Source organism: Microbulbifer sp. MLAF003, assembly GCF_030012965.1.
Lineage (GTDB): Bacteria > Pseudomonadota > Gammaproteobacteria > Pseudomonadales > Cellvibrionaceae > Microbulbifer > Microbulbifer variabilis.
In genome coordinates this window covers 3,199,260-3,225,572 of the sequence record NZ_CP120232.1, presented here as the reverse complement: position 1 = coordinate 3,225,572, position 26,313 = coordinate 3,199,260, and the positions used below count along the sequence as shown (strand labels likewise).

Below are 26,313 nucleotides of genomic sequence, written 5' to 3'. Positions count from 1 at the left end.
ACGGAAGATGAGAGCAAGCGACAACAACAATCAGGAATGGGAGAAGAGAGTTGGACATTGAACGCAGCATACTCGATGTTTTTAAGGGCGCTTGCGCCAAATTTGGTGACCGACCGGCTTTTACCTGCCTGGGACGAACTCTGACGATTGGCGATATTGACACTCTGAGCGCGAAGTTTGCGTCCTATCTGCAAAATCATACAAATTTAAAGCCGGGTGATCGCATCGCCGTCCAGCTGCCCAATGTACTGCAGTATCCTGTAGTGGTTTTTGGTGCCCTGCGTGCGGGCCTCGTGGTGGTTAATACTAACCCGTTGTATACCCAGCGTGAGTTAAAGCACCAGCTAAATGATTCCGGAGCCAAGGCGTTAATCGTCCTGGCCAATATTGCCGATACTGCTTCTGCAGTAGTTGCGGAAACCGGCGTGGAAGAAGTAATTGTTACTGAGATTGCGGACCTGCACAGTCCGCTCAAGCGCACGTTGATAAATAGCGTTGCCAAGTACATTAAGAAAATGGTGCCGGAGTTTTCCTTCGCCAACCAGGTGTCCTTCCGTGAGGTTATGACTCTCGGTGCCCAGCAACCGCAGCAGGATGCTGAGCGCACACCGGATGATATTGCCGTGTTGCAATACACAGGCGGTACTACTGGCGTGGCTAAGGGCGCTATGCTCACCAACCGCAACCTGGTTGCGAATATGGAGCAGGTGCGCGAAGCGTTTGGCAGTGGCATGAAAGAGGGTGAGGAATACTATATCGCGCCTTTGCCCCTTTACCATATTTACGCTTTTACCATTCACTGCATGTGTCTCTTCTCGACTGGCAATCACTCGCTGCTGATTCCGAACCCGCGCGATATTCCCGGTTTTGTAAAAATGCTAAAAGGTCAGCGTTTCACTGGTTTTGTCGGCCTCAATACCCTGTTTAATGGTTTGATGCGTAACAAGGAGTTTGCTGAGCTGGACTTCAGTAAACTGCATTCCACAGCTTCCGGCGGTATGGCTCTGACCCGAGATACGGCCAAGCGTTGGGAAGAGATGACCGGCTGTGTGGTAATGGAAGGCTATGGTATGACCGAGACTTCCCCTGTTGTGTCCTTCAACCCTACCGATGGTGTTCAGTTAGGTACTGTTGGTATCCCGGTGCCGGGTACTGAAGTCAAAGTGGTTGATGAAAATGGTAATGACCTGCCGAATAATTCTCCCGGTGAGCTTTGCGTGCGCGGTCCTCAGGTAATGAAAGGTTACTGGCAGCGTCCGGAGGCAACTGCGGATACTATCGATAGTGAGGGCTGGTTGAATACCGGGGATATGGCGGTTATACAGGATGATGGTTACATCAAAATTGTAGATCGCAAAAAGGACATGATTATTGTGTCCGGCTTTAATGTGTACCCCAACGAAATTGAAGATGTAGTGAGTGCCCACCCGAAAGTCACTGAAGCTGCAGCGATTGGTGTGCCCGATGAAAAGAGCGGTGAGCAGGTAAAACTGTTTGTGGTGAAAGCCGACTCGTCTCTGACTGAAGATGAAGTTATTGCTTTCTGTCGTGAAAATATGACTGCCTACAAGGTGCCCAAGCAAGTGGAATTCCGCGAAGACTTGCCCAAAACGAATGTGGGTAAAATCCTGCGCCGTGAACTGCGCGATGAGGAATTGAAAAAGCTGGAAGCCGTTAGCGCATAGTGCTTAGCCGGGTGAAGTCCCGGTTAGCTATTTTCTTTAAGCCTCACTGGAAACGGTGGGGCTTTTTTATTTTTAACTGTGCCGGGTTAGTAGATGGTTTTGCAGGAGGAGACCAAGACTGCGAGAGAGGGTTGTGTAAATAAAAGGGGAGAGAAGGTCGCGGCAGCCCTGGGGTGCCGCCGCGAATAAAGGAAGGTTACCAGTTATTTGCGTGACTCTGCACTTGCATCGCGAATCGCGCGGAACTCGTTACCCTCATACCAGTTGGGCCAGTCTCGGCTGTTGGCCAGTTCTAAGCCGAGTTTCAGACCCAGCTGCAGATCCATAGCAGAACCTTTTAGGTTCCAGGAGGGGTCGTACTCGTCGCCAGGCTTGTGATAGTGCTGGCTAACGTACTCATTGCCTTTCGCCTGGGCCCATTCGCGGCCATGCTCAAAGTTGTCTGTTCCGGAATCGAAATACAGCATGGGCACGCCTTTCTTCGCCAGGCTGAAGTGATCTGAGCGATAGAAGTAGCCGCGCTCTGGGTGCTCTTCCGGAGCCAGGTAGCGACCTTGGCCTTTGGCAGAAACTTCCAGCAGCTGTTCAAGCTCGCTGCTACCGTAACCAATCACGGTGATGTCACGGGCTGGGCCCAGAACATTCATTGCATCAAAATTGATACCGGCAACCGTTTTCTCCAGGGGGGCTACAGGCTTTTCAGCGTAGTATTTGGAGCCGAGCAGGCCGGACTCTTCAGCAGTTACAGCTACGAACAGTAGTGAGCGTTCCGGGCGATCCAGTTTTACAGCTTCGGCTGCCATAGCGAGCAGGCCGGCAGTACCTGTTGCATTATCCACGGCACCGTTAAAGATCCGGTCCTCACCTTCCGCGTTCTTGTTGACACCCAGGTGATCCCAGTGTGCGGTGTAAACAACCACTTCGTCCGGGTGCTTTGTGCCGGGTAGTTTGGCCACTACGTTGCGGGAGTTGGATTTCTGCAGGCGGTTTTTCAACTGAACACTGGCAGTTACCCCAAGGGCCTTAGGTTTGAAGCCCTGGGCTTTGGCTGCATCCATTTCCTTTTGTAAATCCAGACCAGCGGCGCTGAATAGCTCGTTAGCGGCTTGGTTAGTCATCCAGGCCTCTACAGCGACACGGTCAGCATTCTTGTTTTCAGCTTCGAGACTGACTTGCGCACCGGACCAGGAGCCGCTAACCACTTCCCATGGGTAACCCGCAGCCCCGGTCTCGTGGATGATGATTGCACCGTCAGCACCCTGGCGGGCCGCTTCCTCGAATTTGTAGCTCCAGCGACCGTAGTAGGTCATAGCATTGCCATTGAACAGAGCTTTGTCCTTGGTCGCGTAACCAGGATCGTTGACCAGAATGACTGCTGTCTTGCCCTTCATATCCAGGCCGGCGTAATCGTTCCAGTTGTTTTCAGGAGCGACAATGCCGTAGCCGACAAATACCAGCTCGCTGTTATCCAGGGCGGAGGCTGCAGTTTGCCTTTGGGTGAAGGTCACCATGTCTTCAATAGGTTGCAGCTGCTGCTCGAAACCATTTCCTGAGAATTTAAGGGGAGAGGCTTCTATCTCCATCTCCACGATGGGCACCTGCTGGAACCAGCTTGGCTTGCCGGCGGCATCTACGGCGCCGGGTACCAGGCCCAGGGCCTTGAACTGTTCTGCCAGGTAAGTAACGGTCAGCTCCTCACCCTTGGTGGCAGGAGCGCGCCCTTCGAACTCGTCGGAAGCTAGGATTGCAATATGCTTGTGCAGATCAGCAGCTATGGCATCAACTTGCGCCTGCTCAGCTTTGCTGAGGGACAGCTTGGATTCAGCGGCCTGATGCTCAGCATGGGCTGCACTGTGATCTGCTTCCGGTTTGGTGGCTTCGGGGTTGCCTTTACCACAGGCGGTAAGTGCACTGCCAACGGCTATGGTTAAGCCAAGGCGGCGCCAGAGGGTAGGGATTCGCATAATTATGTCCTGAGAGTCTTGCTCAGGCATAGATTATGCCCCATTTCAACTAAACTAACGACAGCTCTGAGTGGGCGGTATAAATGGGGTCCGCATAAAAAGAGCCCGCTGCATAGGCAAGCGGGCCCAGAATAGGGATATGAACTCAGTTTTTTTACCAAATATTTATTTACCTAAGGCTCACTCGCTGCGGAGCCATTGTCCCTCATTGGCTTGGTCCTGGTAGTTGACCCAGACCTTGTCGTAACCAGTAGCTTCTTTAGCTGCTTTTAAAGCCTGGTTGTCCTGGCTGTTAGTGGGAACCTCAAATACATACTCGCTACCAAGTGACTGGCAAATATTGGCTCCGTGGGACCAGGGGCCGATGGAGGCGCTGACCAGCCAGCTGCCATTGTTCATATTCTTACAGGCAAAGCTGTACTGGCTGCTGCAATTGGCATCATTCCAGCGGCCATTACCCCACTGCATCGCGCAATCTTCATTGTTAAGATTGTTGGGTTCGCTTTGGTCCCATGACCAGATGGCAGCTGCGATGCGTCCATCGGTAGTATTCATATTGTCTAGATTGATGATGTTGCGGCCAAGGGCAAAGCCTTCGCGAACATCATTGGCAGTAATTCTCTTGATACCGCCGTTAAAAATTTCCCCAATGGTGCCAATGGTGGTGCTGTCTTCCCATACTCGACCAATTTCACCGAGACCAGTGAATGCCATATTTTGCATATCACTGTTTCCAGAGCAGCCGCCATCTTTCCACAAAATTACCTGTTTGCCCTCTGCCAGTACTTGATTTTTAGTTAGGGTGCTTGGAATGCTTTTGCAGCCGCCACTGTAATAAATTCTATCGCCGAAACGGCTGTTAATCTGATTGTAAAGATCCTGATGGCGACCGTCGGAGTGATCTTCGATGTACAGAATAATGACTTCATCCTGATTTGCGCTGTCTTCGAGCCAGGCTCTTACCTCATTGAAGCCTTCGGTCGCATACTTGTCATTGAGGCTGCATAGTCCATGACAGAGCAGCAGGCGTTTGGGGTAGGAGAAAAGGCTCTCCATCTTCGCTGTCCAATGAACATCGAGTTCTATAAAGCGGGCACCCATCCGCAGTTGATCCTTGATGGAATATTCCTGCTGGGGGTCAAGGTAGCGGCAACCAACAGAGAAGTTACAAGCCCGGTACACTTCCGAATTGTAGGTATTGTGCGTACCGAGAATATTGTTCTCGCTCATAGGCGTGTGGTTGTCAATTTTCCGTTGTAGATCCAGAGCTTTACCAGCCCAGCTATTTTGAAAATCAGTAACGGTATCTGCCCAAAGGGGGAGCAAACAAACAGCGAGATAATAGCTGTTGCCTGGATTAGCTGCATGATAGTGCGTTTCATTATTATTCTCCGGGGGAGTTGGGGGTTGAGTAGCAGTTTCATTTACTTCGTATTTTGAATAAATGAACAGCCTTGTTGATTTTTATTGGTTTATTTTTTTGAGAGTGTGAAGTAGAGATTTATTTATTATTTTTGGGGTTTTTACTATGGATAAATTTCCCTGTCTAGAAAAAGTGAAATGCACTATTGGCTTTTGGGATGTTGGTTTGGTTGCCGGGCGGTTGCGTGAATAGAAAGTTCCAATATTGAGTTGATAATGTTTTGTGGTGACTGGTTATTCTATTTTTGGTTTTTTTGGGTTAACTCAAATTTCTCTTGTTGATTGGTCAGTATTTGTATTGACTAAGCGTTCACTTTTTAGTGTATGAGAAGGGATTGTCTGGGGACTTTTATTGCTATTTGTGAAGGCTCCCGTGTCGTGATATGCCCTTTATGCTTATTGGTAGAAAGTCCACTGTGTGGGGAAAGTGGGATGAGTCTTATCTCAATAAATACCCCCTACAATTATTATTGGCTTAGAAGATGCTTGATTCTTTGGTGGTTGTTATCGCCAGTCAGGTATTTGGGAATAACGAAGTGGAGCATTGAGCGGTGCAGCGACTCAACAAATGGACTATTTTACTGGGTTCCTTTCCCGCTACTTTTATCTTGGGCCTGGACTACACCATAGTCAGTATTGCCCTCCCTACTATTCAGCAAAGCCTCGGCGCTACATTTGTCCAGACCCAATGGATAATCAATATCTTTATGTTAATGCTCTGTATCCTGATGGCGAGCATGGGGCGTCTCGGGGATATTGTTGATTCGTTAAAAATGCTAAATGTTGGATGGATACTGCTAGCAGTTGCTTCTCTATTGGCTGGGTTGGCAAATGATCCACTGTGGTTGATTGTCTGGCGTGGTTTACAAGGTGTTGCTATCGCCATCATTGTGCCAAATAACATAGCGTTACTGTCCCATAGCTTTGTGGAGAAAGAAGCGGGTTTTGCGATGGGCTGGTGGATGTCAATTTTGGCGATAGGTTTTGCACTTGGGCCTGTATTGGGCGGAATAATGTGCCATCTTTTTTCTTGGCGCTCTATTTTCTTTATTAATATTCCCTTTGTCTTGGTCAGTGTTGTTGTAGGGCTCTTTATGATGAAGAGTCCACAGTGCCTGGATGCAGAAAAGAGCTATATAGATTGGCGCGGTATGATTTTGCTCGCGCTAAGTGTTGGATCGTTGGTATTGCTGGTGGTGGAGGGGCCTCAAATCGGGTGGATGAGTTGGCCTGCTCTGGTTCTATTGGGGGTTTCTATTATTGGTTTTTGGCTTCTGTATAGGGTTGAGAACAAATTAGAGCAACCGCTAATTCATTTTTCCTACTTTAAAAACGCTCTATTTTCTGCCTGTGTGCTGACTAATTTTAGTTTGTTGGTGTTTTTGATTTCTGCATTTTTCCTGTTGCCGTTTTACTTGCACGTTGTTCGCCAGGACACAACAGTGATGTCCGGATTGATACTGCTACCAATTACTTTGGTGATGGCATTAGTCTCCCCGCTTGCAGGGCGAATGGCTACAAACTCACGTCCCGCTGCCCCGATACTAATCGGTGTAATATGTATTTTGATTGCGGCCATAGTAATGACGCAATTTTCTACCCAAACAAACTTTACTACTTTATTGTTGGCTTTTGTTCCTTTTGGTATTGCCTGGGGCTTTGTCTTTAGTGCTACCGCGCCTATCGCAATAGGTGCCCTGCCTGCGAATAGTGCCGGTATTGCCACAGGTATGCTGTGGGGTATTCAGAATATTGGTGCTGCACTTGGTCTGGCTGTTACTGGTACTGTTTTCCGGTTGTTGGAAAAGCACAACTTGTTACAGTTGATAAAGGAAGATGGGATTGCTATGTCACATAGCTTTGAAAAGTATATTCAAGCTCTATTAATGAATCCTGAGCGAGTTGACCACAGTGCCGCAGGAGTTTCCAGTCAGCTTCATAGCCAAGTTGTTACAATGTTTGACCAGTCTTTCGCGAGTGCTTTTCAATCTGTAATGTGGGGGTTGGTGGCATTTACCTTTTTACTTTTGTTGATGGTTATATTTCTACTGAAAAAATCGCTGTAAGTTTTCAATATTTTTTCTGTTTTCGATTTGGGGTGATTTAAAAATTTTATGTTGCAGTCAGTCAACGAAAAGGGTTGATAAATCTTCTCATTGGAGATTACTGTACAAAAGTTTGTGCATCGTAGTGAATGCTATTGAAGTTAATTGTAAATGTGTTTTGATATTTGTTCTAAGTGAATAATCGTAGAGGTTGCCTTCACTATTACGCCAACATGAGTAAGCTGGATCCAGTACGTAAAGCCTACCTGGAGCGGGTAGATTTGTTTGTATTCATTGAATAATTAATATAATAAGAAATGTCTTTTATTAAGCCGAAAACTATAGCGCCCACTCTTCTCCATGTCTCTAAACTAATATCCAGGCAGTGAGTTTTGCTTCCTTGAAAGTGGGTTCCCGGCCGTATCGGCCGGGGCCATTTGTGACCTGGTTTTACTTCAGGGTTTTTAGTACTTCACGGATCGGGTACAGGATATCGCGGGCCAGCTGTTGGCTGCGGGCTGGTGACCAGCCTTCTATGGGATCGGGGAGGTTGTCGTTGTCTTTAAAGGGCATTTCCAGAGTTAGTGCCAGGGTGCGGAATTGGTGGCCGGCCCAGGCGGTGCCAATAGTGAGGTTGGCTTCGCCAGGCTTGTCCAGCTCATAACCATGCTCAGTTTGGAAGTCAGGGCTTAGGGCCTCATAGGCCTGTTTGAAGGTCTCCTCCAGTTTCGCATGGCGTTCATCGTAGCCGGGAATACCCTCACAAGCTGCAACAAAATTGTAGGGAAGCGCTTCATCGCCATGAATATCTAAGAAAATATCCCCACCAATTTCCAGCATTTTTTCTCGCACCAGGAATACTTCAGGACTCCGTTCCATCGTTGGGTTAAGCCACTCGCGATTCAGGTTGGCACCAGCGGCATTGGTGCGCAAATGTCCGCGGACACTGCCATCGGGGTTCATATTGGGGACCACATAGAAAACGGTGTCAGCGAGCAGCTTCTGGGCCTGTGGGTTGGCATCATCCAGCAATGCTTCAAGGAAGCCCTCTACAAACCACTCAGCCATAGTTTCTCCGGGGTGCTGACGAGCAATCATCCATACCCGGTGCTTGGCAGTATCAGCATCTCCGATAGTGAGCATGGTCATGTCGCGCTCGTCGAGGGTCCTACCCAGGGTTTGCACTTTCACCCGATCGTTGCTCTGCGCCCATGCCAGCAAGTCCAGATGCCGCTCCCAGGAGTAGGGGGCGAAATAGGCGAGATAAATGCTTGGTTCATCCAGGGTAACTGTAAAATCGAGGGTGTTACCGTCATAGCTGGCACCGACTCGGAACCAGTTTTGTCTATCGTATGAGGCACATACTCGATAGTTCTCCCAGCCTTCCGGGTATGCTGATTTGCCCGCATTGACGATGCGCAAGGGGTAGCTGGCCCCAACTTCGCCTTCGAGGCGAAAGTGGAACCACTGGTAAAAATCAGAATTATTGTCCTGGCGGATGGCCAGTTCTATTGGGCTGCTATCAGTATTGATGACTTCGATATTGCCGCTGTCAAAAGCACTGGTTATATACATTTAGAGAGCTCCACGCTTGTTGTTGGGCGCAGGATACAGCGGTATGGGGAATATTTCAGGAATAGGAAAGGGAATATCGCCACTTTATGGTGCGATTTCGCGCTGCCAATAATAAAAAAGCACGGTATCGAATTCGATACCGTGCTTTAGCCAATCCCTGGCGGCACCTGCTACGACTACTGCTCCCTGAAATTTCCGGTGTCGGACCCCTGGCGACTGCTCACTGCCCGGCCTGATCACAAGTGCGTCACTCCACACTGTCAGAAATCGTTTACTTCTCCATGACATACCGCAGCTAGTGCTGGTTAAAGTTTAGGCAGTCTCGGTGATCAAATGTTGTACCTTGGTGCAGATCGGCGTAAATTTGGTTATCTTCTGTCCATGCTGAATGGGGCGATAGCCCCGATAAAAGCATGTTGGGTTGGCAAACTTCAATTTGAGGGCCCATGACCTTACAGAAATATTATTCAATTAGATAAATGAGGTAAGCCATGAATAGAAATATCAAACGTGGCATTGTGTTCAGCGGCTTGTTGACAATGTTAATGAACCTCAGCGCATGTGGTTACTTTCTGTATCCGGAGCGCAAGGGGCAGGCCGGTGGGCGTGTTGATCCGGCTGTAGTAATACTGGATGGTGCAGCGCTGCTTTTTGGTATTATTCCAGGGGTTGTGGCCTTTGCAGTGGATTTTACCAACGGTACCATTTACCTGCCGCCAGGTAGGAGTTCAGTCGTTGATCGGCACGTCAGTAGTGTTGAGCAAGGTGAGGTGCGTCAGGTTGTCGATGAAAAGGGACAGGCTTGGCTGGAGGTACCGGTTGAAACCTCCGCTTTAGAGCATGAGAACCTGCAGCGATTGAGTGAAACCTTGTCGGATGTCACTGGAAGCCAAGTTGATAGTGGTGAAATTCTCTGGCTGGAGGATTCGGCAGCCTTACGGGCAGCGACGTCAACCCAGACTGCGTCACGCTAACTCCCACTGCTGTCATATCATATTTTTGATATTGATGAGCTGCCAGCTGTGTAATGGTAGCTCTCAATGTCGCCTCTGCTCTTTCTCCAGATACTTAGCCGAGCCCGGACTGAGAGTAAAGGGGTTCCAGCAAGCCGCAGACGACAGTCCCCAAGCAACCAAACTTTAATAAACAGTATTTGGTTCATGCTAGATGCCAGGGTGGCATTCACAGGGCTTTTTCCGGTTTTTTCTCTTTCCTAACTCGCAGTTATCGAAGGCTTTCCTCTGGAAAGGGCATTCGAGGCGAGTGGAGGGCTCCATGCTAAGATGCAGACAAAGCCGGGAATACACTCGTGAAATTTATCGATAGCCACTGCCACTTTGATTTTGATGCCTTTCAACCAGATCGCGCTCAAATCTGGCAGCGATGTATTAATTCAGGAGTAACTCGCCTGATTATTCCGGGAGTTTGCAGAGCACAGTGGCATCCACTTACAGCTTTGACCGGTAGCCAGTCGGGATGGTACGGGGCTGCGGGTATTCATCCATGGTGGGTAGCAAAAGAATCAAACCCCGATGGGAGCCTGATTCAACCTGAAGCGCTTGGTTGGGCACTTTCTGATTACCTTAATTCGAATCATTGTGTTGCCGTTGGAGAGTGTGGCCTTGATGCAGCTATTGAGACGCCTATTGAAATTCAGGAAGCAGTATTTAGAGTACAGCTGGAAGTCGCCAGTGAATTCGAATTACCGCTGATATTGCACGTGCATCGGACACACAATGAGGTGCTGAAGCTCTTGAAACAGTTCCGCCTGCCCCGAGGAGGTGTGATCCATGCATTTAGTGGCAGTGAGCAGATGGCTATGGATTACTGGAAAATGGGTTTTTATTTGGGCATCGGTGGCACTATTACTTATGCGCGCGCGGCGAAAACCCGCCGAACTGTGTCGCAGCTGCCCATTGAGAGCCTGGTACTTGAATCCGATGCGCCAGACATGCCTATTTCGGGCAGGCAGGGGTTGCGCAACAGTCCGGAAAACCTGCCGTTAATAGCCGCAGAGCTGGCTAAGTTACGCGGTGTCTCCCTGCAGGACATTGCGGATAAGACACAAAACAATACTGAGATTTTATTTTCCTTATGAGTTTTTCTGCAGAACACTTTAAGCAGCAGTTCCCGCTTTTTGCCCAGGAAGAAAATGCTGGGCTGGTTTATCTGGATAATGCGGCCACAACCCAAAAGCCGATGCCCGTAATTAATGCCGTGCGTGATTACTATATCCATAGCAGTGCTAATACTCATAGGTCTAGCCACCGTCTAGCTCGGAAGTCCACTGAAATGGTGGAGCAGGTTCGTAAGAAGGCTGCGCAGTTTGTGAATGCCGCCAGCGAGAGAGAAATTGTATTTTGTCGCGGCGCCACTGAAGCCTTGAACCTTCTTGCCCACTGTCTTTGTAGTGACATGGAGCCTGGAGATGAAATTGTTATTTCCACTGCTGAGCACCATGCCAACATTGTTCCCTGGCAAATGGCAGCGGAACGGTATCATCTGACTTTGCGCTTTGTCCCCCATACTGCTGGTATCCCACAATTTGACCGTTTGGGTGAAGTGCTGAGCGAACGCACCCGGGTGGTTTCCCTGACCGGTGGCTCGAACTCTATTGGCCTGCGACCCGACTTGGAAGTGATCCGCCAATTGTTGCGGCGTAGACACATTATGTGGATCGTTGACGGTGCACAGTTGGCGGCCCACGAACAAATAGATGTGCAGAAAATTGGCTGTGATTTTTTTGTTTGTTCAGCCCATAAATTTTATGGGCCGAGCGGAGTAGGTTTCCTTTATGGAAGGGAGGCTGTCTTGGAGTCTATGCCCCCATGGCTGGGGGGTGAAATGATCTCAGAAGTGGAACTGCATACCAGTCGCTATGCTGGCTTGCCGCATAAGTTTGAAGCGGGGACATCGCCACTGGCTGCGCTTGCCGGTCTTGGTGCTGCGATCGACTTTCTCGCCCAACAGGATCGCCGGGCGATGGAGGAGCATGAGCAGAAGCTTGTACGCTGGCTTCATCGCGAGTTGAGGGCTTCGCCAAACTTCCGTCTGATTAGCCAGGTGCACCACAACCTGGGAATTGTTGCTTTTGTGCCAGTGTATGGCAGTGCAGCTGATTTAATGCATTGGCTGGATGAGCGGGATATTGCCGTGCGTGTGGGGCATCATTGTGCGCAATTACTCGGGCGAGCTAGTGGTAACCTGGTGACAGTGCGTGCTTCCGTTGCGGCGTATAACACAGATAGTGATATTAGGGATTTTTTACAAGCACTTGAGGATTACTGTGAAGTGCAGCAAGTGTCCGCCTCGGGGCTGGAAGATGAGAGTAACAGTTGGGACCTGGATGACTTTTCCACGTTATTGTTGGAGCGCTTGACATCCCAGCGTAATTGGCAGGGGCGCTACCGCGAACTTTTACTATGGAGCAAAGTCGTGAGTGCGAAACCTGAGATCCGCAACCCGGAAAATCTGGTACGCGGCTGTGAGTCAGAGGCTTGGCTGGTACACAAGGAGAGGGAGGGGCGCCATTATTTTGGTCTTGATAGTGATAGCCGTGTGGTGAAAGGACTTGGGGCCCTACTTCTTTCCCAAATTGATGGTCGTACCCTGGAGGAAATTAGGGCGCTTGATCTGCCCCAGCTCTTTAAGGAGTTGGGGCTTAGTAAACACCTCAGTCAATCGCGCACTAATGGCTTCTACGCCTTGTTGCGCCGTGCTTTGCACCAGATAGAAGACGGTACTGCTGAGGTTTAATGGGTTTAGCTACCCTGAGGAACAGGATTTTTGCCCGCTGCCCCTTTCGATACCAGGGGCTTAAGGCCAAACAATAAGCGCAGCAGAGGTATCCGCCTAATGAGCAACTCGTGGATAGCCAGGCATCCGACAATTGTGATTGCCAATACAAGTAGGGGCTCAACTATTGGCCCTAAAGACAAACTCCTCAATTTAAAGATCGCCGTTACGGTTATTGTCTGGTGCAATATGTACCAGGGGTAGACTGCTTCTGTTGCATAGGGTAACCAGGAGAAAGGTCGATTGAGGTAGTGATTCCCCCAAGCCAGTACTAGCAGCAGCCAAAGCCAGCGGTTGGTATAGATAATTATCAGGTTGATAAGTGACTGACCTGGAAATGAATTTTCCTCTATTGTCCGAGTAAAAAGCAGGAACAGGCCGAAGCAAGCCGGCGCAGCAAACAGAAGGAAAATACGCAGACGTGTCAACAGTTGCCAGGGTGCCTGGCTACTCACAAGCAGGTAGCCAATAAAGAAGAATGTAAAGAACTGGGCATGGGTGTACCAGTCGCCTACTACTGCGTAGTTAATACCGCCGAAGTGTGGGAAGAGAAAGAGGCCATACAGGGTCAGTGGAAGGAGCGGCAACAATACTAGGTGCCAGGATTTGATACCAGATATCCAATGTTTCAACAGTGACTGCTTGTTTCGCAGGTAATGGGCAACAGGGATAATGACTAAGGTGTAGCAGAGCAGGTAGGGCAGGTACCAAAGGTGATTCCAGGTGAAACCAACATGGCTGCCAGCAAAGCTATCGGCAGGCCAAGGTTGAAAGGAGAAGTAGCGCCAAAGGAAACTCAGGTAGCCGGGCTCTATCACGCCATTGCTGAGCGCTTCATAATAGGCTTGTGGTGGCACTATAACGAGAATGCCAAACAGTAGGGGAATCAATAGCTGCTTCAATCTGCGCAGCAGGAAGCCGGTACTCCCCAACTTGTTAAACAGAAAGTGAGTCGCCGCACCGGAGATCAGGAATAGTAGCGGCATGCGCCACTGATTCACCGCCAGCATGATGAGCTGTAGAGTCTCACTTTGATTGGCACTTTTTACATGCCAGCTCCACTCGGCGACATAAGCCATTCCCAGGTGATATAAGATCAGCAGGCCAAATGCTATTACGCGTAGGGCATCGATATCGTAGCGACGACGAGAATTGTTTTCCATTTTTTCCTTCTTATGGGCATGGTTCGAGTAGTCACTATGCTTCCCTCTTCAACACGTCGCACGCCACTACAAAGGGTCGATTGGTCCCTGTTTGGGTACCAGTGGTGGCTTTTAGGGATAAATAGCGGATAGACTGCCGCTGAAAATTCATACAGGGCTGAATTAAATGACGGTGCAGAGGTACCTGGCGCGCAGACGGTTACATGAAGTGGGATTCTGGGCACTGTTTTTTCTCGTGCTGTGGCTGGTGCAGTTTGCGGTGGAATATCTCGAACATCATGGTGGAGAGTCAGGCTTCGAGCCCTGGGAGTTCCTGGTTTGGGAGGGCACCAGTATCCTGGTGATAGCCATGTTGCTTCCCTTGTTATTGGCATGGGATCGCCGATTCCCCCTGCAGAAGGGAAAGATCCGGCGCAACCTGTTGATCCATTTGCTGTTTACCCTGCCGTGGTCATTGCTACATGTTGTCGGTATGGTGGTATTGCGCACCGGGATCTATCGCCTGGAGGGTGGCTCTTATGACTTTGGCAATTGGCCTGTAGAGTTTTTCTATGAATACCTCAAAGATTTCCGTACATATGGTTTTCTACTAGGTTCAGTTTATTTGTATCGCTTCCTGCTACTTCGTTTGCAGGGAGAGGTATGCATGTTAGAGCAGCCGGATGATGGGGAGTCAGTAGATCTGATTGAGCGCCCCGAGCGGCTTCTTGTGAAAAAGTTGGGCAAGGAATTTTTAGTCAATGTGCGGGATATCGAGTGGGTAGAAGCCGCTGGAAACTACGTTAATCTGCATCTGGAAAACAGGATTTACCCTTTACGGGGCACCATGGCAAAGTTGCAAGAGCGCCTGGATCCAGATTCATTTGTGCGCGTACATCGCTCTTATATTGTGCGTCTGGACTCTATCGCTGAAATTGAGACCCTGGACAGTGGCGATGCGCGCATTCGATTGTCAAATGGACAACAGGTGCCTGTGAGTCGACGTTATCGCGATCGCCTTAGAGCCCAATTGGTGACGGCTTAACTTTTCGATTGAAGGAGTCGCTCAATCGCTTTACTGGCAGCGATAAAACCAAAGGTACCCGTGACCATAGTGGCGGCGCCAAAGCCGCCACTGCAATCCAGCTTAACCCCATCCTGCATAGCGCTCTTCTGCTGGCAAACCTGGCCATCAGGCTTTGGGTAGACCATTGCTTCACTTGAATAGATAGCATCAATGCCAAACAGGCGCTTGCGGCTTTTCTGGAAGTTATGGAATCGATACAGGTGCTGGCGTACCTTGGCCAACATAGGGTCATTGATAGTTCGCCCGAGATCAGTGCATTCAATAGCCTGGGGTGAGCATTTGCCTCCGGCGGAGCCTACGGTGATCAGGCGCAGTTTTCGCGCTTTGCAGTAAGCTATCAGAGCGGCTTTTACCCGGGCGTTATCGATAGCATCGACAACAATGTCGATGGGCATTTTACCTGGATCGATTAACTCGGCCAGGTTATCTGTGGCGATAAAGTCCTCAATGGAATTGACCTGAATTTCGGGGTTGATCTGCCGCAGGCGTTCCGCCATTACTTCAATTTTCATGTTGCCAATGGTGGTAGCCAGCGCGTGGCTTTGGCGGTTAGTGTTAGTAATACAGATATCGTCCAGGTCGATAAGGGTTAGGGATCCGACTCCACTGCGGGCCAGAGCTTCTGCAGTCCAACTGCCTACGCCGCCAATGCCGATGACCAACATATGAGCGCTGCTCAATGCTTCCAAAGCGCGATTGCCGTATAAGCGGCCGATACCGCCAAAGCGTTGAAGGTATTGTTCAGACTGGCTCATTGGGGTTCTCTTCCGATACTTCTTCCAGAAAGCGATGCTCGTCTGCAGCTCTTGGCAGCAGGCAACTGTTACGTCGGCCAAACCAGCGATACCGGTTACGGGCGATCAGGTCATACAGGAGATCGCGTGCGGGACGTGGAATGTATCGCAAAAGGGCAATTAAACGCCAGTAGCCGGTAAGGGAGGCTGCGATACGCAGGGCAGCATCACTCTTATGATATTGGCGGAATGAGCCATTTTCGCGCTCCAGCAAAACCATTGTTTCAAAGTCCTGCAGAGGCATTCCCAGTTTCTGGAGAAGATACTGTCCTGCGGCTGACTGCGCTCGACAGAGGGTGAAATAGTGTTCCTTGTCATACTTCAGCAGCAGGCGGCTCCAGCCGTTACAGAGGTTGCAGATGCTGTCGAAGATAACGATCTTTTTGGGAGTGGGGGGAGCATAACTAAGGAAGGGCGGCCCAAAGGATAAAGCTGGCTCCAGTACCGCCCGGCAGATAGATTAATGCACGTGGCCGTGGTCAATTTCTTCTGCAGAGGCTTCGCGCACGGAAACCACTTCGATGTCGAAGTGCAGTTCAACGCCAGCCAGTGGGTGGTTGCCGTTAATTGTCACCTCGTCTCCGTCGATATCAATGATTTCCACTTCGATGGGGTGGCCGTCAGTGCTCTCAGCGCGGAATGCCATACCCACTTCCAGGTCTTCAACTCCACCGAATGCACTGCGTGGCATTGTTTGGATCAGTTCAGGGTTTTGCTGGCCGTATCCATCCTCAGGGGCAATAACGGCTGTGAACTTGTCTCCAGGTGCTTTTTCCAGCATTTCCCGCTCGAGACCTGGAATAATATTGCCGACTCCCTGCAGGTACTTTAGCGGCTCGCCATTGGCAGAAGAGTCGATGACTGTACCGTCTGCATCTTTCAGGGTGTAGTGAATTTCCACAACTGTGTGGTTGGCAATCTTCATGGATAATCTCTGATTTAGAAGCGTAAGTGAAGTAGCGCTTACCGCTGCGCTGGAAAACGGAAGGTAAAGGCTGTGAGGCATCAATTGTATTGAGAGGTTGGGCGCGCCGCAACATACGCGGAGCGCTCAAAAAATCAACAGGCGATGGAAAGGTCTTGTTCGCAGCCACCGTAGAGGCTGCTCGCGGTCCGAACGAGATTTTCACTTAATTGCCAAGGGAACCCCAGTTCAACCAGGCGTTCCGCAAGGTACTCAAGTAGAGCATCGAACAAAGCTGGATTCAGGCCCCGAGCAAGGAAGCTGGCCCGACTACTGCGGTCCGGTTCGGGCTGCTCTGAAAGTGCGTGGTTGAGGAATTGAGCCTGGCGGCTCTGTTGCTTACGGTGATCGCAGGTTTCGTAATTTGATAGGTGGCGGCCTATGGCCTCGTAGAATTCACTGACTGTGCGATTTACAAATTTAGCACCACCGACCTGATCTAACAGGCTGTCCATATCTCTCCCCCGGTGAGCAGTAGGTATTTAAATAAAAAATTCCGCAGAGCCGAAAATATTGTGATGGCGATAGTGCACAAAGTGCGTTGGCTCAATGACGGTACAACATTAATTGGTGAGCAGCCTAAGACATATCCGCCTGTACTGCCAACTTGCTTTAAGAAAATTGTCATTCTGTTCGACAGGTTGTTGTACGCTTGCTTTTATGAACGCCAAATAAAAAATCGCGATTTGTGTTAGTGTTTTTTTACGCGCGACGCTGTGTTTTTATCTCTCGGTGTTAGACTGCACGATTGACCCAAGTACAAAAAAAGCAACTGAAAAGGATGATTTATGGCAAGTATTTTTACTCAAATTATAAATGGGGATTTACCTGGGCATTTTATCTGGCGCGATGATAAAGCGATTGCGATTATGACAATTGCCCCAATTAACCCGGGACACTGTTTGGTAATTCCGGTAGAGGAAATTAATCACTGGGATGATATTCCTGCTGATCTTGCGGCGCATTTAATGCTTGTTGCACAAAAAGTCGCCAAAGGCCTAAAGGCGACTTATTCACCAAAGCGTGTAGGTGTGATGATTGCTGGGCTGGAAGTTCCCCACACCCATTTACATTTAATTCCTGTGAATGAATTAACGGACTTTGATTTTTCCTTGCAAAAATCTGCTACGCCTGAACAGTTGGCAATTGAAGCTGAAAAAATCCGTACGGCTCTGAAAGAAATGGGTTGCAATGAGGCTGATTGCGCTTGATGGGAAGTTGATAAACAACTACTGACTGAATGGTCTGCTTTCTTCCTGGTGAAAGTTATTTGAAGGCGGTGCATCCAAACCAGCTTCTCAGGTAGTCTAGTAGAACGTAACGGTGATAATTACGAGAAACCTGCAATGGCAACTTTGAAAAAAGCTTTTTTGGCCCCAATACTCGCTCTGCTGGCTGTGTGCTCTGTCTACAGCACCTCCGTTCAGGCTGAGAAAATGGAAAGCAAGACCTTCGACGTCAGTGACTTTACCCGGGTGTCCCTAAAGGGGAGCTCCCATGTTGAGGTGATTCAGGCAGACCAATTTGCAGTGAGTGCAACGGGGCCGGCTGAAGCGATGCCCTACACCAAGGTGGTGGTAAAAGGCGATACGCTTGAGCTGTCGGTGGAAGACAACACCCAGCGTTGGTTTGGTGTGGTTACTATCACTCGCGATCAGGAAGTGCACTTTACTGTGAAGATGCCGAAGATCGAGGGACTTTTGGTCACAGGGTCTGGAGATGCTAATGCCGACAGCATTGAAAGTGAAAACCTGGATCTCGGAGTCAGTGGATCTGGTGCGATTTATGTTAAAAAGGCTGCCGCAGAGACCCTAAATGCATACGTAACGGGTTCTGGTGATCTGCTGGTAGACAAGGCGCTGGCAGTGAATGGAGAGGTGGCTATCACCGGTTCCGGTGACCTACATTTTCGCAGTATTACCGGGGAAAGCCTCTCCGCGGCTATCAAGGGCTCTGGGGACATGAAGGTTGGTGGTCGAGTCGCCAGCGTCAATATCAATATTATGGGTTCTGGGGACTTTGCTGGACGCGGTCTGCGCGCTGATAGTGCCTCTGGTTCGGTGATGGGGTCCGGAGACATTGTCTTAAAACGTCCACAACGGGATTCTTTCTCGGTGATGGGCTCTGGAGATGTCGCCCTGGTCGACTGATCCCGGTTGCTTATAGCCATATGCGTATTGCCTATTCAGCATTGCGCCTCCCATACGAGACCGGCTTTGTGCCGGTTTCGCTCGTTATTTAGGAAGTCACTTCCCATATGGAACCCCAGGTAGTAGAGCCTCGGCAGCAAGGCCCGGACAGCGACATAGATCAAAACAGCAGTCGTGCTAAACGCTTTAAGGAAAAGTTGCGCAACTGGGGGCGAGGAGCCCAGGAGAAGTCCCACTGGGCAGCAGAGCGGCTGTTGGATCGCCGTGTATGTATTGGGGTGACAGGGCTCAGCGGCGCGGGTAAGTCGACACTCCTTACCAGTTTGATCTATCAACTGAGTCATCCGCAAAAAGCCCAGTTACCCGGATTTGCCCCGGCGTTAAATGGTGATCTGCTCGGTGCCGAATTGAAGCCAGCCCTCGATTCGGGCCTTCCGGTATTTGACTATCAAAGTTGCCTCGATGCACTGATGTCAGAGCCACCTCGCTGGCCGCAGAGCACGCACGATGTTTCGGCTATGGAGCTCCATATTCACTTGCGTAGCCACCGGCGCTTTCGGGGCAGGGGTTATAAAACCCTGGTTCTGGAATTGCGCGACTACCCGGGGGAGTGGTTAATGGACCTGCCCCTGCTGCGGATGGATTATCGTGAATGGTGTCGTCATCAGGCGCATATCATCGGCTCTGACACCAGGGCTGGTCTGGCTCCCGAACTCGTAACACGCTTAGCTGCTCTGTCACCTCGATCTCAGGCCAAAGAAAGTGAGCTTGCGTCACTCTGGGAGGATTACAGGCGATTCCTTCAGGATTGTAGGAAAGAACGGAAGCTCAGTTACCTGCAACCTGGGCGAGCCCTTCTCGATAATGAGGATTATGGGGTACTGCCGTTACTCGATTTACGTGAGTTAAGTGCCGATGAGTTGGCGGCGATGCCGGATGACAGTAACTACCAGGTATTGCGACGCCGCTATGAGGCCTATGTTCAGGGACAGGTAACCCCCTTCGTTGAGAGCCATTTTCGCCATCTGGATAGGCAGTTGGTGTTAGTGGATATGATTGGCACATTGTTTGCCGGAGAGCAGGCCCTCGATGATATGCGCCTGGCTTTCACTCATATCGCAGATACTTTCCGCTACGGTGAGTCCGGCTTACTGAGTAAACTTTGGCGCCCAAAAGTTAACCGGCTTCTATTTGCTGCGACCAAAGTGGACCAGGTTCTGGCGGCAGATCATGATGCGCTCCGCCAGTTACTCGGGCAGCAATTGCAGCAGACATTTACCGGTGCTAGACATCGTGGTCTTCCCATTTTTAGTGAGGCAATTGCAGCGGTGCGCTGTTCTCGGGAAGATCAGCGCAATGGTCGGCGCATGCTCGTGGGCCACGATCTCAAGGGGCGTTATTTGGGGTTTGAGAATGCAGAGATTTTCTCACGTCTTCCAAGCGAGGAGGACGGCTGGAGCCACTACACCGGTGCAGCACCTCCACAGCTGCGCCCTCCCCAGGGAATGGATTCCGGTACTATTCCCCATATCCGTGTCGATGCGCTACTGAATTTGCTGCTTGGAGATAAAGTTTGATGCAAGGTGACAATAATGAGACACAGCGGCGAACCACACGTATAGAGTCATTACAGGAACCTGAAAGAGAGGTGCCACACAGGGATACGACGCGGGTTGAAGCCTTACAAGAGGAGCGGGGGATATTCCCAGATCCATCACAACTGGAGAGTCTCTACCGGATCGTATTGCATTTTCAGAGTTGCGCCTGCCAGTTTTCCGGCTCAAGTGGTTGAAACCCGCACTTCTTTCGGCACTGGCGCTTACGGTGGGGGTGCTGGCGTGGGAGTTGCGGCAATTATATACCTGGGCGGCGGATAAACACTGGAGCCTGGGAGCCCTTGCAGGCGTGGTTATTGCGATATTTGCAGCCGTCATTGTCAACTCTGTGTGGGAGTTCTTTCGCGCTGGTCGTCCTCTGCGAAAGCTTGAAAAAACCCAGTCGATGGCTGCGGAGATGCGTGATTGTCGCAGTCACAAAGAGGCGGAGCCATTTCGTAAGCAGTTGCAGGAGCACTTTGCCAACAAGCCCCAAGGGGTCCTGCTCAATCGTGTGCTTGATGAGGCGCCGGACTACTTTGATAGCAGTGAGCTGCTCCAGCATCTCGAAGTGACCTTTCTAGACGCCCTTGACCAGGAAGCGTTGCGACGTGTAGTGCGCCACTCAACAACAACCGGTGCACTGGTGGGGTTGAGTCCGTTTGCTAGTATTGACATCCTGGTCGCGCTGCGCCAGTCACTTCGTATGATTGATGATGTGGCACAAATTTATGGGGTGCGTCCATCGCTCGTCGTGCGTTGGCGTCTCTTCAAGAAGGTACTCGCCCTTGTGGCCTACAGTGGTGCCAGTGAATATGCCATAACAGAAATTTGGCCAGAGCTGGTTGGGGATAGCGTGCTCAGCACGTTTTCGGCGCGCCTGGGACAGGGGGTTGGAGCCAGTCTGTTTGTTGCACGTATTGGTCTGGCAACCATGCAGAGCTGTCGGCCTATCCCATTTGCGGACAAGCGTCGTCCACGCCTGGGCTCCGTAATGGCACGCATTGGGCTGGGACTGAAGGAGAGGATGCCCCAGCTCTTCTCTGCTGTAGGATTTGGCCGTAAGGAAGCGGGGCCTACGCGCAAAGAGCATACAGGGTTTTCCCGTTCTAGCGGTGATTAGCTCCTCCATTTTCTCTAAAAATCGCCCAGCCCAAATATGGGGAAGGGCCTGAGCTGGGTAATCAGGCCCCTCTGTAAGAGACAGAGCTTTCTTGGATTTTTTACTGGAACTGCTTCTTCATCAGCATGCGGGTATGGTGTCGGTCTACCAGTTGGGCCAGGGCTTCAAAACGACGCTTAACATAAGGGGCAGGGTTGTTATTTCCCGCATCGTCCCGATATTCAACTCCAGAGCGAACGTGTTGCAATTCACGGGTTAATTCAGTGATCGCGCTAAAGATGCTTTGTGTGTCATCTTCGCTGTGAAAAACATAGGTTTGTGCAGTGTCTTTGAGGTAATTATTGCACTCATTCAACCACTCGAGGCGCTGTTCCAGAAAGCGTATGGTATTGCGGATGCCCCCTTTGTATTCGGGGTTGAAGTGCTCATTGATATACTTGTCGAGACTGCGCATGCCTGAATCGACGAACTGTTCCACCAAGCTGCTGCAGTACTTTTCGGTGAGGTAGGATGGATGGGTATTTGCGATGCTCTGAGTGCTGGTAAATAGCAGGCATAGGAGCCCGGTGGCCCGTAGAAATACTGAGATAGGAGAGTTCATATTCTTGCCCATGCGTTGCTCTTTTTTTGTGACGGTTATTCTATCCGCCTAACACGCATTATTGGTTTATGACTTTGTCCGGCGGAGTATTTTTTGTGACAGTCTTCACATGAATATCTAAAGCGCCAAAAAGTGTCAACGATTATTAAGTGAGGAGTGACAGCTTTGTTCCAAATGGTTTGTCAGATGGTAAATTTCCTTCGGCTCTTTGTTGAAAAATTAAGTGAAGTAGAGGTTTGTTTTGGCTGAATATGAGTTTGATCTTTTTGTTATCGGGGCGGGCTCTGGCGGTGTGCGTGCTGCACGCATGGCTGCAAGTCAGGGCATGAAAGTTGCTGTGGCTGAAGACCGCTACATGGGTGGCACCTGTGTCAATGTAGGGTGTGTTCCCAAAAAGTTGTTTGTCTATGCCAGTGGCTACAGTGAAAACTTTGATGATGCGCGGGCCTATGGCTGGAAAAATTCAGGAGCGAACTTTGATTGGCCTACGCTTCGAGACAATAACGCAAAAGAAATTAGTCGGCTTAACGGAATCTATCGCAACCTGCTAAACAATTCCGGTATTACTGTAATTGATGGTCGAGCCAGCATCGCCGACCCGCATCGCGTTGTCGTTGATGGGCGTGATTATACGGCGGAGCGTATCTTGGTGGCCACTGGCGGCTGGCCATTTATCCCAGAAATTCCCGGTAGGGAATTTGTGCTGACTTCCAACGAAGTGTTTTCTATGGAGGCGTTTCCGAAACGCGTGCTCGTAGTTGGCGGTGGCTACATCGCTGTAGAGTTTGCTGGAATTTTCGCCGGCCTGGGGGCCGATACCCATCTTTCTTATCGCCGGGACCTGTTTCTTCGTGGGTTTGATCGGGATATTCGCAATTTTGTACGTGACGAAGTAGTTAAAAAAGGCATTGATTTGAAATTCAATCATCAGGTCAAGGCAATTGAAAAGCTGCAGGATGGCAGCCTGCTTGTGCATGATGAAGATGGCTCCAGCCTGAATGTAGATACGGTTTTATATGCTACTGGGCGAAAAGCGAATACGGTAGGGCTTGGCCTGGAGCAGCAAGGAGTAGTGCTTCATAAGGATGGCACCATTTCAGTGGATGATAATTTCCGCACAAATGTGCACTCTATTTATGCGCTGGGAGATGTTACCGGTGAGCCTCAGCTAACGCCTGTCGCATTGGCGGAGGCTATGGCACTAGTTAAACACTGGCGTACAGGAAACACGGCAGAAATTGATTACAACAATATCCCCACGGCGGTTTTTTGCCAGCCAAATATTGGTACTGTAGGTTTATCTGAGGAAGAGGCGCGGGATTCAGGCATCTCAGTAACTGTTTTCAAATCCGAATTTCGGCCAATGCGCCATACGGTAAGTGGTAATACCGAGCGTACATTGATGAAATTAGTTGTTGACTCTAGTACCGACAAGGTAATTGGTGTGCATATGGTAGGAGATGATGCCGGGGAAATTATTCAGGGTATGGCGATAGCCTTGAAAGCAGGCGCGACCAAGAAAACCTTTGATGAAACTATTGGTATCCATCCAACGGCTGCTGAAGAGTTTGTCACAATGAGAGCGCCGGTTGGAAGCTAGGGTTTACTTGCTGGATGATGATTTCCATTAGTGACTAGGGAGCTTGTGGAGGGCAGCAGGATTTATCAGTGTTTCCCGGAAGCTTGCATCAGTTCCAACAACAAAAAGGCGGCGCGATTGCGCCGCCCTGTCTTTTTATCTCCTCGAATACTTTCCTTACTCTTCTAGTTCGGCTTCTTCGTAAAGTGCCTGGTGGCGCATGGCCTTTCTGCGTTCACTGCGCTCTTTCAGGCAGCGCTCTGCAGAGGCAAACGTATCATTAACCGCCCGGTGAATAGATTCGTTTTCACTGCTGATGGTGACTGGGTTACCGCTAATGGCAAGCTCCAGAGAGGCTCGAAATTGTCGGCCTTTACTCTTGTGTTGATGGGGGCTTCCAGGACTACACGACTGCGAATGATGTCGCCACAATAACGTTCCAGTTTATGTAACTTTTTGGATACCGTAGTAGCCAGGGCAGCTGATTTGTCGATATCGCGGAACACAATGTTATCGTTAGGCGCAGATTTCATGGGCAAATACCTCCGGTTAAAGGAAACCATGCAGGCCGCTTATGCGGTTTGCTAAAAGAAGGTAGGGCGCCCTAGTGGGAGGGGTCGTGTCTGCAGTTGGAGCACCGAGCCGCCGGGATCGCAACGAGAGTTTGCTGATAGCACAGCTAAGGGTGTTTTACGTCCGGGTCGGGTTTCCGCTGAGTCCAGCGATCATCTCCCTGCTATCCATAATGCTTCCGCTAAAAAAAATCAAGCGCTATTGCAGGAAAATGTCACATAAAATTCGACGAATTATCTTTAGAGTGACTTTGTCCATGTATTTTGCGGGATTATTGAGCAGTTAAGTACGAGATGTGGACGAGAGGTCATTGCCCACGGGCTTGAGCCTGCGTAAAATTAGCTCTGGCGCACAGTAAATTTTGGAATGGTTGAGCAAAAATTAGGCTCTGCGCTTTTATCTCACGTGTGACAAAAAATCGAGAAATGGGTTCTGTACAATGGCGGTAAAGCAGTACTGCTCGCTCTTTCTAGCGGGCTTGGTAGTTTTTGGCGGGGCTGTGGCACAGGCGCAATCATCCCTGACGGTGGAAAAAAACCGGCTGGCGCGTCTTGAGCAGTCCCTCGAGAACAAGCAGGTCGAGCTAGAAGACATTGAGAATGAGCTGCTCTCCTATGAGTACAAGCTTGAGCGTGCGCAAGAGTCCCTGAGTGAGCTGCGCAAGGAGTTTGAGGAAAGTCGCCTCGAGCTGGAAGAGGCGCGTCGCATCCACGACTCCAATGGGAATTCGGATACTGAGCGCCGTTTGACCAAGGCAAAACATGGTTTCGCTATGGCGGAGCGCGGTGTGGATAGCCGCAGCCGCCGTCTCGAGTTTATTCAAGAAAATCAAAATGAGTTGCAGACCAGGCTGGCTCAGGAGCAGCAGTCGATAACTCAGACTAAGGCCAAGATTTCCGCCCAGCAGGACAAGATCAGCCAAATGGTGGACACTATGCTCGCCAAGGCTGAAGAGTCGGAGAGAAGAGCTGCTCTGGCTAGGAGTGCCAGACTTGAGCAGCCCAAGCCACCCAAGCTTAAGACTGCATCCATAGAGAAACCCAAGAAGCGTGAAGTTGCGCCCGAGCCGGAGCCGGTACCGGAATTGAAGCAGGATATAGACCCTGAGTTGCTTGCCTATGTTAAGCGTGAACAGGAGCGTCTGTCGTCTTTGTTGGGCGAGCAGGATGGAGATAATAAGCAAACTTTCCGCAATCTGGAATTGCGCCCCTCAGGAAGCGAGAGAGTGCCTTTTGAGTTCCTGGGTAAGAATCAGTACCGGTTGGTGACTACAGTAGAATCGGGTAGGCAAACCTATAAAATCAATACCTGGAAATTCCGTCGCACGATTCCCGCTGAAGATGATGGCACACGCTATGTATTTGTATTTGATGCGCGACGCCTTTCAAGGCCTCGCTTAGTGATGTATCCCGAATACGTTTTGGACTCTCTGAAATAATATCCCCAGGAAGGCCCGCATTTGCGGGCTTTTTTGATTTACCTTATATCTTCTGTGCCTGACAAGCTTGTTTCGAAAAGTGGTTGATAGTGACTGCTTTCCGGGGCAGGGTTGCTTTGATAGAGAATGATATTGTCGAGCCAAAGGGGATGATCCAGGGCAGCAGTCAATAAATTGGAAAAACCACTCCGACAGCGAGCTAAGGTTATATGGGGGCGGTAGTCGAGCTCTTCAGGTTTCATGCCCAGGCTCTCGATCAGCCTTTTGCAATCCTCATACGCTTTCAGTAATTCCGGGCTGTGCGTCAGCTCAGTAGCGAGTAATTTTGAATTGCTTTGTGGGAAGGGGGTTATTGAGCTGATACACCCCTTGAATTTCATGGTGTTTTTCGCAATTTCCTCTAACCCTTTTTGGATTGGCAGTACTTTTTCACTTGGGGTCTGGCCGAGAAACGCCAGTGTTAGGTGCCTGTTCTGTCTGCTTGTCCAGCGTATTCTGTTGAGTGTCTCCGGGTGCATTTTCGTCTTGTAGCGCGCACATAGATTATCGAGAAAAACTTGGGTGTCGTTTGGTGGGCGGATACCGATAAATAGGCGTGAAGAAGTTTTTGAGGCCAATGTTGAATCTTTTGACATGTTTTTTCTCTTTAAGCCCTTGAATAACTATTTGTTACCCTTATCTCTGTAGTGCGGAAGGCAGCTTTTTTTAAAGTGTTTTTTGCAAAAAATGCTCGGGCTTTGTGGCGAGCGAATTCTAATATTGCTCTGAATTGAGGATATAA

General features: G+C 49.9%; 25 protein-coding genes. 13 read left to right on the top strand and 12 right to left on the bottom strand.

Annotated features, from left to right (window positions below; genetic code table 11):
• The first annotated feature begins 50 nt into the window (after positions 1-50).
• Positions 51-1,685 carry an AMP-binding protein gene (locus P3339_RS15320; RefSeq protein ID WP_020414791.1) on the top strand — a complete coding sequence of 545 codons (1,635 nt, stop codon included), beginning with the start codon at positions 51-53 and terminating at the stop codon, positions 1,683-1,685.
• A gap of 203 nt (positions 1,686-1,888) precedes the next feature.
• On the opposite strand, the gene P3339_RS15315 is transcribed toward P3339_RS15320, so the two are convergent.
• The 3 genes from P3339_RS15315 to P3339_RS15305 form a co-directional block, all read right to left on the bottom strand.
• Entirely contained in the window at positions 1,889-3,649 is a 1,761-nt protein-coding gene (locus P3339_RS15315) for a M28 family metallopeptidase (RefSeq protein ID WP_282951069.1), read from the bottom strand.
• A gap of 180 nt (positions 3,650-3,829) precedes the next feature.
• Complete coding sequence (locus P3339_RS15310) at positions 3,830-4,897, bottom strand: phosphatidylinositol-specific phospholipase C domain-containing protein (RefSeq protein WP_502867334.1); 1,068 nt, start codon at positions 4,895-4,897, stop codon at positions 3,830-3,832.
• Positions 4,876-5,031, bottom strand: coding sequence for a hypothetical protein (locus P3339_RS15305; protein WP_282951067.1), 156 nt, complete (start codon positions 5,029-5,031; stop codon positions 4,876-4,878). Before P3339_RS15305 ends, P3339_RS15310 begins: the two co-directional genes overlap by 22 nt.
• A 591-nt stretch (positions 5,032-5,622) precedes the next feature.
• Here P3339_RS15305 and P3339_RS15300 point away from each other — a divergent pair.
• Positions 5,623-7,137 (top strand): MFS transporter, encoded by a 1,515-nt coding sequence (locus P3339_RS15300; RefSeq protein ID WP_282951066.1) that lies wholly within the window; start codon positions 5,623-5,625, stop codon positions 7,135-7,137.
• A 429-nt stretch (positions 7,138-7,566) separates the two neighbouring features.
• Here the strand turns inward: P3339_RS15300 and P3339_RS15295 are convergent, their stop codons facing one another.
• Complete coding sequence (locus tag P3339_RS15295; RefSeq protein WP_282951065.1) at positions 7,567-8,691, bottom strand: M14 family metallopeptidase; 1,125 nt, start codon at positions 8,689-8,691, stop codon at positions 7,567-7,569.
• A gap of 491 nt (positions 8,692-9,182) precedes the next feature.
• On the opposite strand from P3339_RS15295, the gene P3339_RS15290 reads away from it, so the two are divergent.
• The 3 genes from P3339_RS15290 to P3339_RS15280 all read left to right on the top strand — a co-directional run bounded on the left by P3339_RS15290 (position 9,183) and on the right by P3339_RS15280 (position 12,447).
• A complete protein-coding gene (locus P3339_RS15290; RefSeq protein ID WP_020414797.1) occupies positions 9,183-9,665 on the top strand; it encodes a hypothetical protein in 483 nt (160 codons plus the stop codon).
• A gap of 335 nt (positions 9,666-10,000) precedes the next feature.
• Positions 10,001-10,789 (top strand): TatD family hydrolase, encoded by a 789-nt coding sequence (locus tag P3339_RS15285; protein ID WP_282951064.1) that lies wholly within the window; start codon positions 10,001-10,003, stop codon positions 10,787-10,789.
• On the top strand, positions 10,786-12,447 hold the full coding sequence (locus tag P3339_RS15280; protein ID WP_282951063.1) for an aminotransferase class V-fold PLP-dependent enzyme: 1,662 nt from the start codon (positions 10,786-10,788) through the stop codon (positions 12,445-12,447). Before P3339_RS15285 ends, P3339_RS15280 begins: the two co-directional genes overlap by 4 nt.
• Before the next feature lie 5 nt (positions 12,448-12,452).
• On the opposite strand, the gene P3339_RS15275 is transcribed toward P3339_RS15280, so the two are convergent.
• Positions 12,453-13,649, bottom strand: coding sequence for an acyltransferase family protein (locus P3339_RS15275; protein ID WP_020414800.1), 1,197 nt, complete (start codon positions 13,647-13,649; stop codon positions 12,453-12,455).
• Between the two features lie 166 nt (positions 13,650-13,815).
• Here P3339_RS15275 and P3339_RS15270 point away from each other — a divergent pair, with 166 nt between their 5' ends.
• Positions 13,816-14,673: a LytR/AlgR family response regulator transcription factor gene (locus tag P3339_RS15270; protein ID WP_020414801.1), complete on the top strand. Its 858-nt coding sequence runs from the start codon at positions 13,816-13,818 to the stop codon at positions 14,671-14,673.
• Here the strand turns inward: P3339_RS15270 and tcdA are convergent.
• The 4 genes from tcdA to P3339_RS15250 all read right to left on the bottom strand — a co-directional run bounded on the left by tcdA (position 14,670) and on the right by P3339_RS15250 (position 16,928).
• The gene (gene tcdA, locus P3339_RS15265) at positions 14,670-15,470 is read right to left on the bottom strand and encodes a tRNA cyclic N6-threonylcarbamoyladenosine(37) synthase TcdA (RefSeq protein ID WP_020414802.1); all 801 of its coding nucleotides are present in this window, start codon (positions 15,468-15,470) and stop codon (positions 14,670-14,672) included. The two genes, P3339_RS15270 and tcdA, sit on opposite strands and share 4 nt — an antisense overlap.
• Positions 15,457-15,882 (bottom strand): thiol-disulfide oxidoreductase DCC family protein, encoded by a 426-nt coding sequence (locus P3339_RS15260; protein ID WP_282953604.1) that lies wholly within the window; start codon positions 15,880-15,882, stop codon positions 15,457-15,459. The genes tcdA and P3339_RS15260 overlap by 14 nt, the downstream gene beginning before the upstream one ends.
• Before the next feature lie 87 nt (positions 15,883-15,969).
• Positions 15,970-16,434 carry an FKBP-type peptidyl-prolyl cis-trans isomerase gene (locus tag P3339_RS15255; RefSeq protein ID WP_020414804.1) on the bottom strand — a complete coding sequence of 155 codons (465 nt, stop codon included), beginning with the start codon at positions 16,432-16,434 and terminating at the stop codon, positions 15,970-15,972.
• Between the two features lie 134 nt (positions 16,435-16,568).
• A complete protein-coding gene (locus P3339_RS15250) occupies positions 16,569-16,928 on the bottom strand; it encodes a globin family protein (RefSeq protein WP_020414805.1) in 360 nt (119 codons plus the stop codon).
• A 333-nt stretch (positions 16,929-17,261) separates the two neighbouring features.
• Between P3339_RS15250 and P3339_RS15245 the strand changes: the two genes are divergently transcribed.
• From P3339_RS15245 to P3339_RS15225, 5 genes are all read left to right on the top strand, one after another.
• On the top strand, positions 17,262-17,684 hold the full coding sequence (locus P3339_RS15245; protein ID WP_020414806.1) for an HIT family protein: 423 nt from the start codon (positions 17,262-17,264) through the stop codon (positions 17,682-17,684).
• A 135-nt stretch (positions 17,685-17,819) separates the two neighbouring features.
• Positions 17,820-18,623: a GIN domain-containing protein gene (locus P3339_RS15240; RefSeq protein WP_282951062.1), complete on the top strand. Its 804-nt coding sequence runs from the start codon at positions 17,820-17,822 to the stop codon at positions 18,621-18,623.
• Between the two features lie 107 nt (positions 18,624-18,730).
• Positions 18,731-20,200, top strand: a complete 1,470-nt coding sequence (locus P3339_RS15235) for a YcjX family protein (RefSeq protein ID WP_282951061.1) — start codon at positions 18,731-18,733, stop codon at positions 20,198-20,200.
• A complete protein-coding gene (locus P3339_RS15230; RefSeq protein ID WP_282951060.1) occupies positions 20,197-20,415 on the top strand; it encodes a hypothetical protein in 219 nt (72 codons plus the stop codon). The genes P3339_RS15235 and P3339_RS15230 overlap by 4 nt, the downstream gene beginning before the upstream one ends.
• Positions 20,412-21,341: a TIGR01620 family protein gene (locus P3339_RS15225; RefSeq protein ID WP_282951059.1), complete on the top strand. Its 930-nt coding sequence runs from the start codon at positions 20,412-20,414 to the stop codon at positions 21,339-21,341. Before P3339_RS15230 ends, P3339_RS15225 begins: the two co-directional genes overlap by 4 nt.
• Positions 21,342-21,441: 100 nt before the next feature.
• Here the strand turns inward: P3339_RS15225 and P3339_RS15220 are convergent, their stop codons facing one another.
• Complete coding sequence (locus P3339_RS15220; RefSeq protein WP_020414810.1) at positions 21,442-21,954, bottom strand: hypothetical protein; 513 nt, start codon at positions 21,952-21,954, stop codon at positions 21,442-21,444.
• A gap of 229 nt (positions 21,955-22,183) precedes the next feature.
• On the opposite strand from P3339_RS15220, the gene gorA reads away from it, so the two are divergent.
• Complete coding sequence (gorA, locus tag P3339_RS15215) at positions 22,184-23,542, top strand: glutathione-disulfide reductase (protein WP_282951058.1); 1,359 nt, start codon at positions 22,184-22,186, stop codon at positions 23,540-23,542.
• Positions 23,543-23,769: 227 nt separating this feature from the next.
• Here gorA and P3339_RS15210 read toward each other — a convergent pair whose 3' ends face one another.
• A complete protein-coding gene (locus tag P3339_RS15210; protein ID WP_282951057.1) occupies positions 23,770-24,054 on the bottom strand; it encodes an HPF/RaiA family ribosome-associated protein in 285 nt (94 codons plus the stop codon).
• A 479-nt stretch (positions 24,055-24,533) separates the two neighbouring features.
• Here P3339_RS15210 and P3339_RS15205 point away from each other — a divergent pair, with 479 nt between their 5' ends.
• Positions 24,534-25,532: a hypothetical protein gene (locus P3339_RS15205; RefSeq protein WP_282951056.1), complete on the top strand. Its 999-nt coding sequence runs from the start codon at positions 24,534-24,536 to the stop codon at positions 25,530-25,532.
• A 38-nt stretch (positions 25,533-25,570) separates the two neighbouring features.
• On the opposite strand, the gene thpR is transcribed toward P3339_RS15205, so the two are convergent.
• A complete protein-coding gene (thpR, locus tag P3339_RS15200; protein ID WP_282951055.1) occupies positions 25,571-26,167 on the bottom strand; it encodes an RNA 2',3'-cyclic phosphodiesterase in 597 nt (198 codons plus the stop codon).
• Between the last annotated feature and the right edge of the window lie 146 nt (positions 26,168-26,313).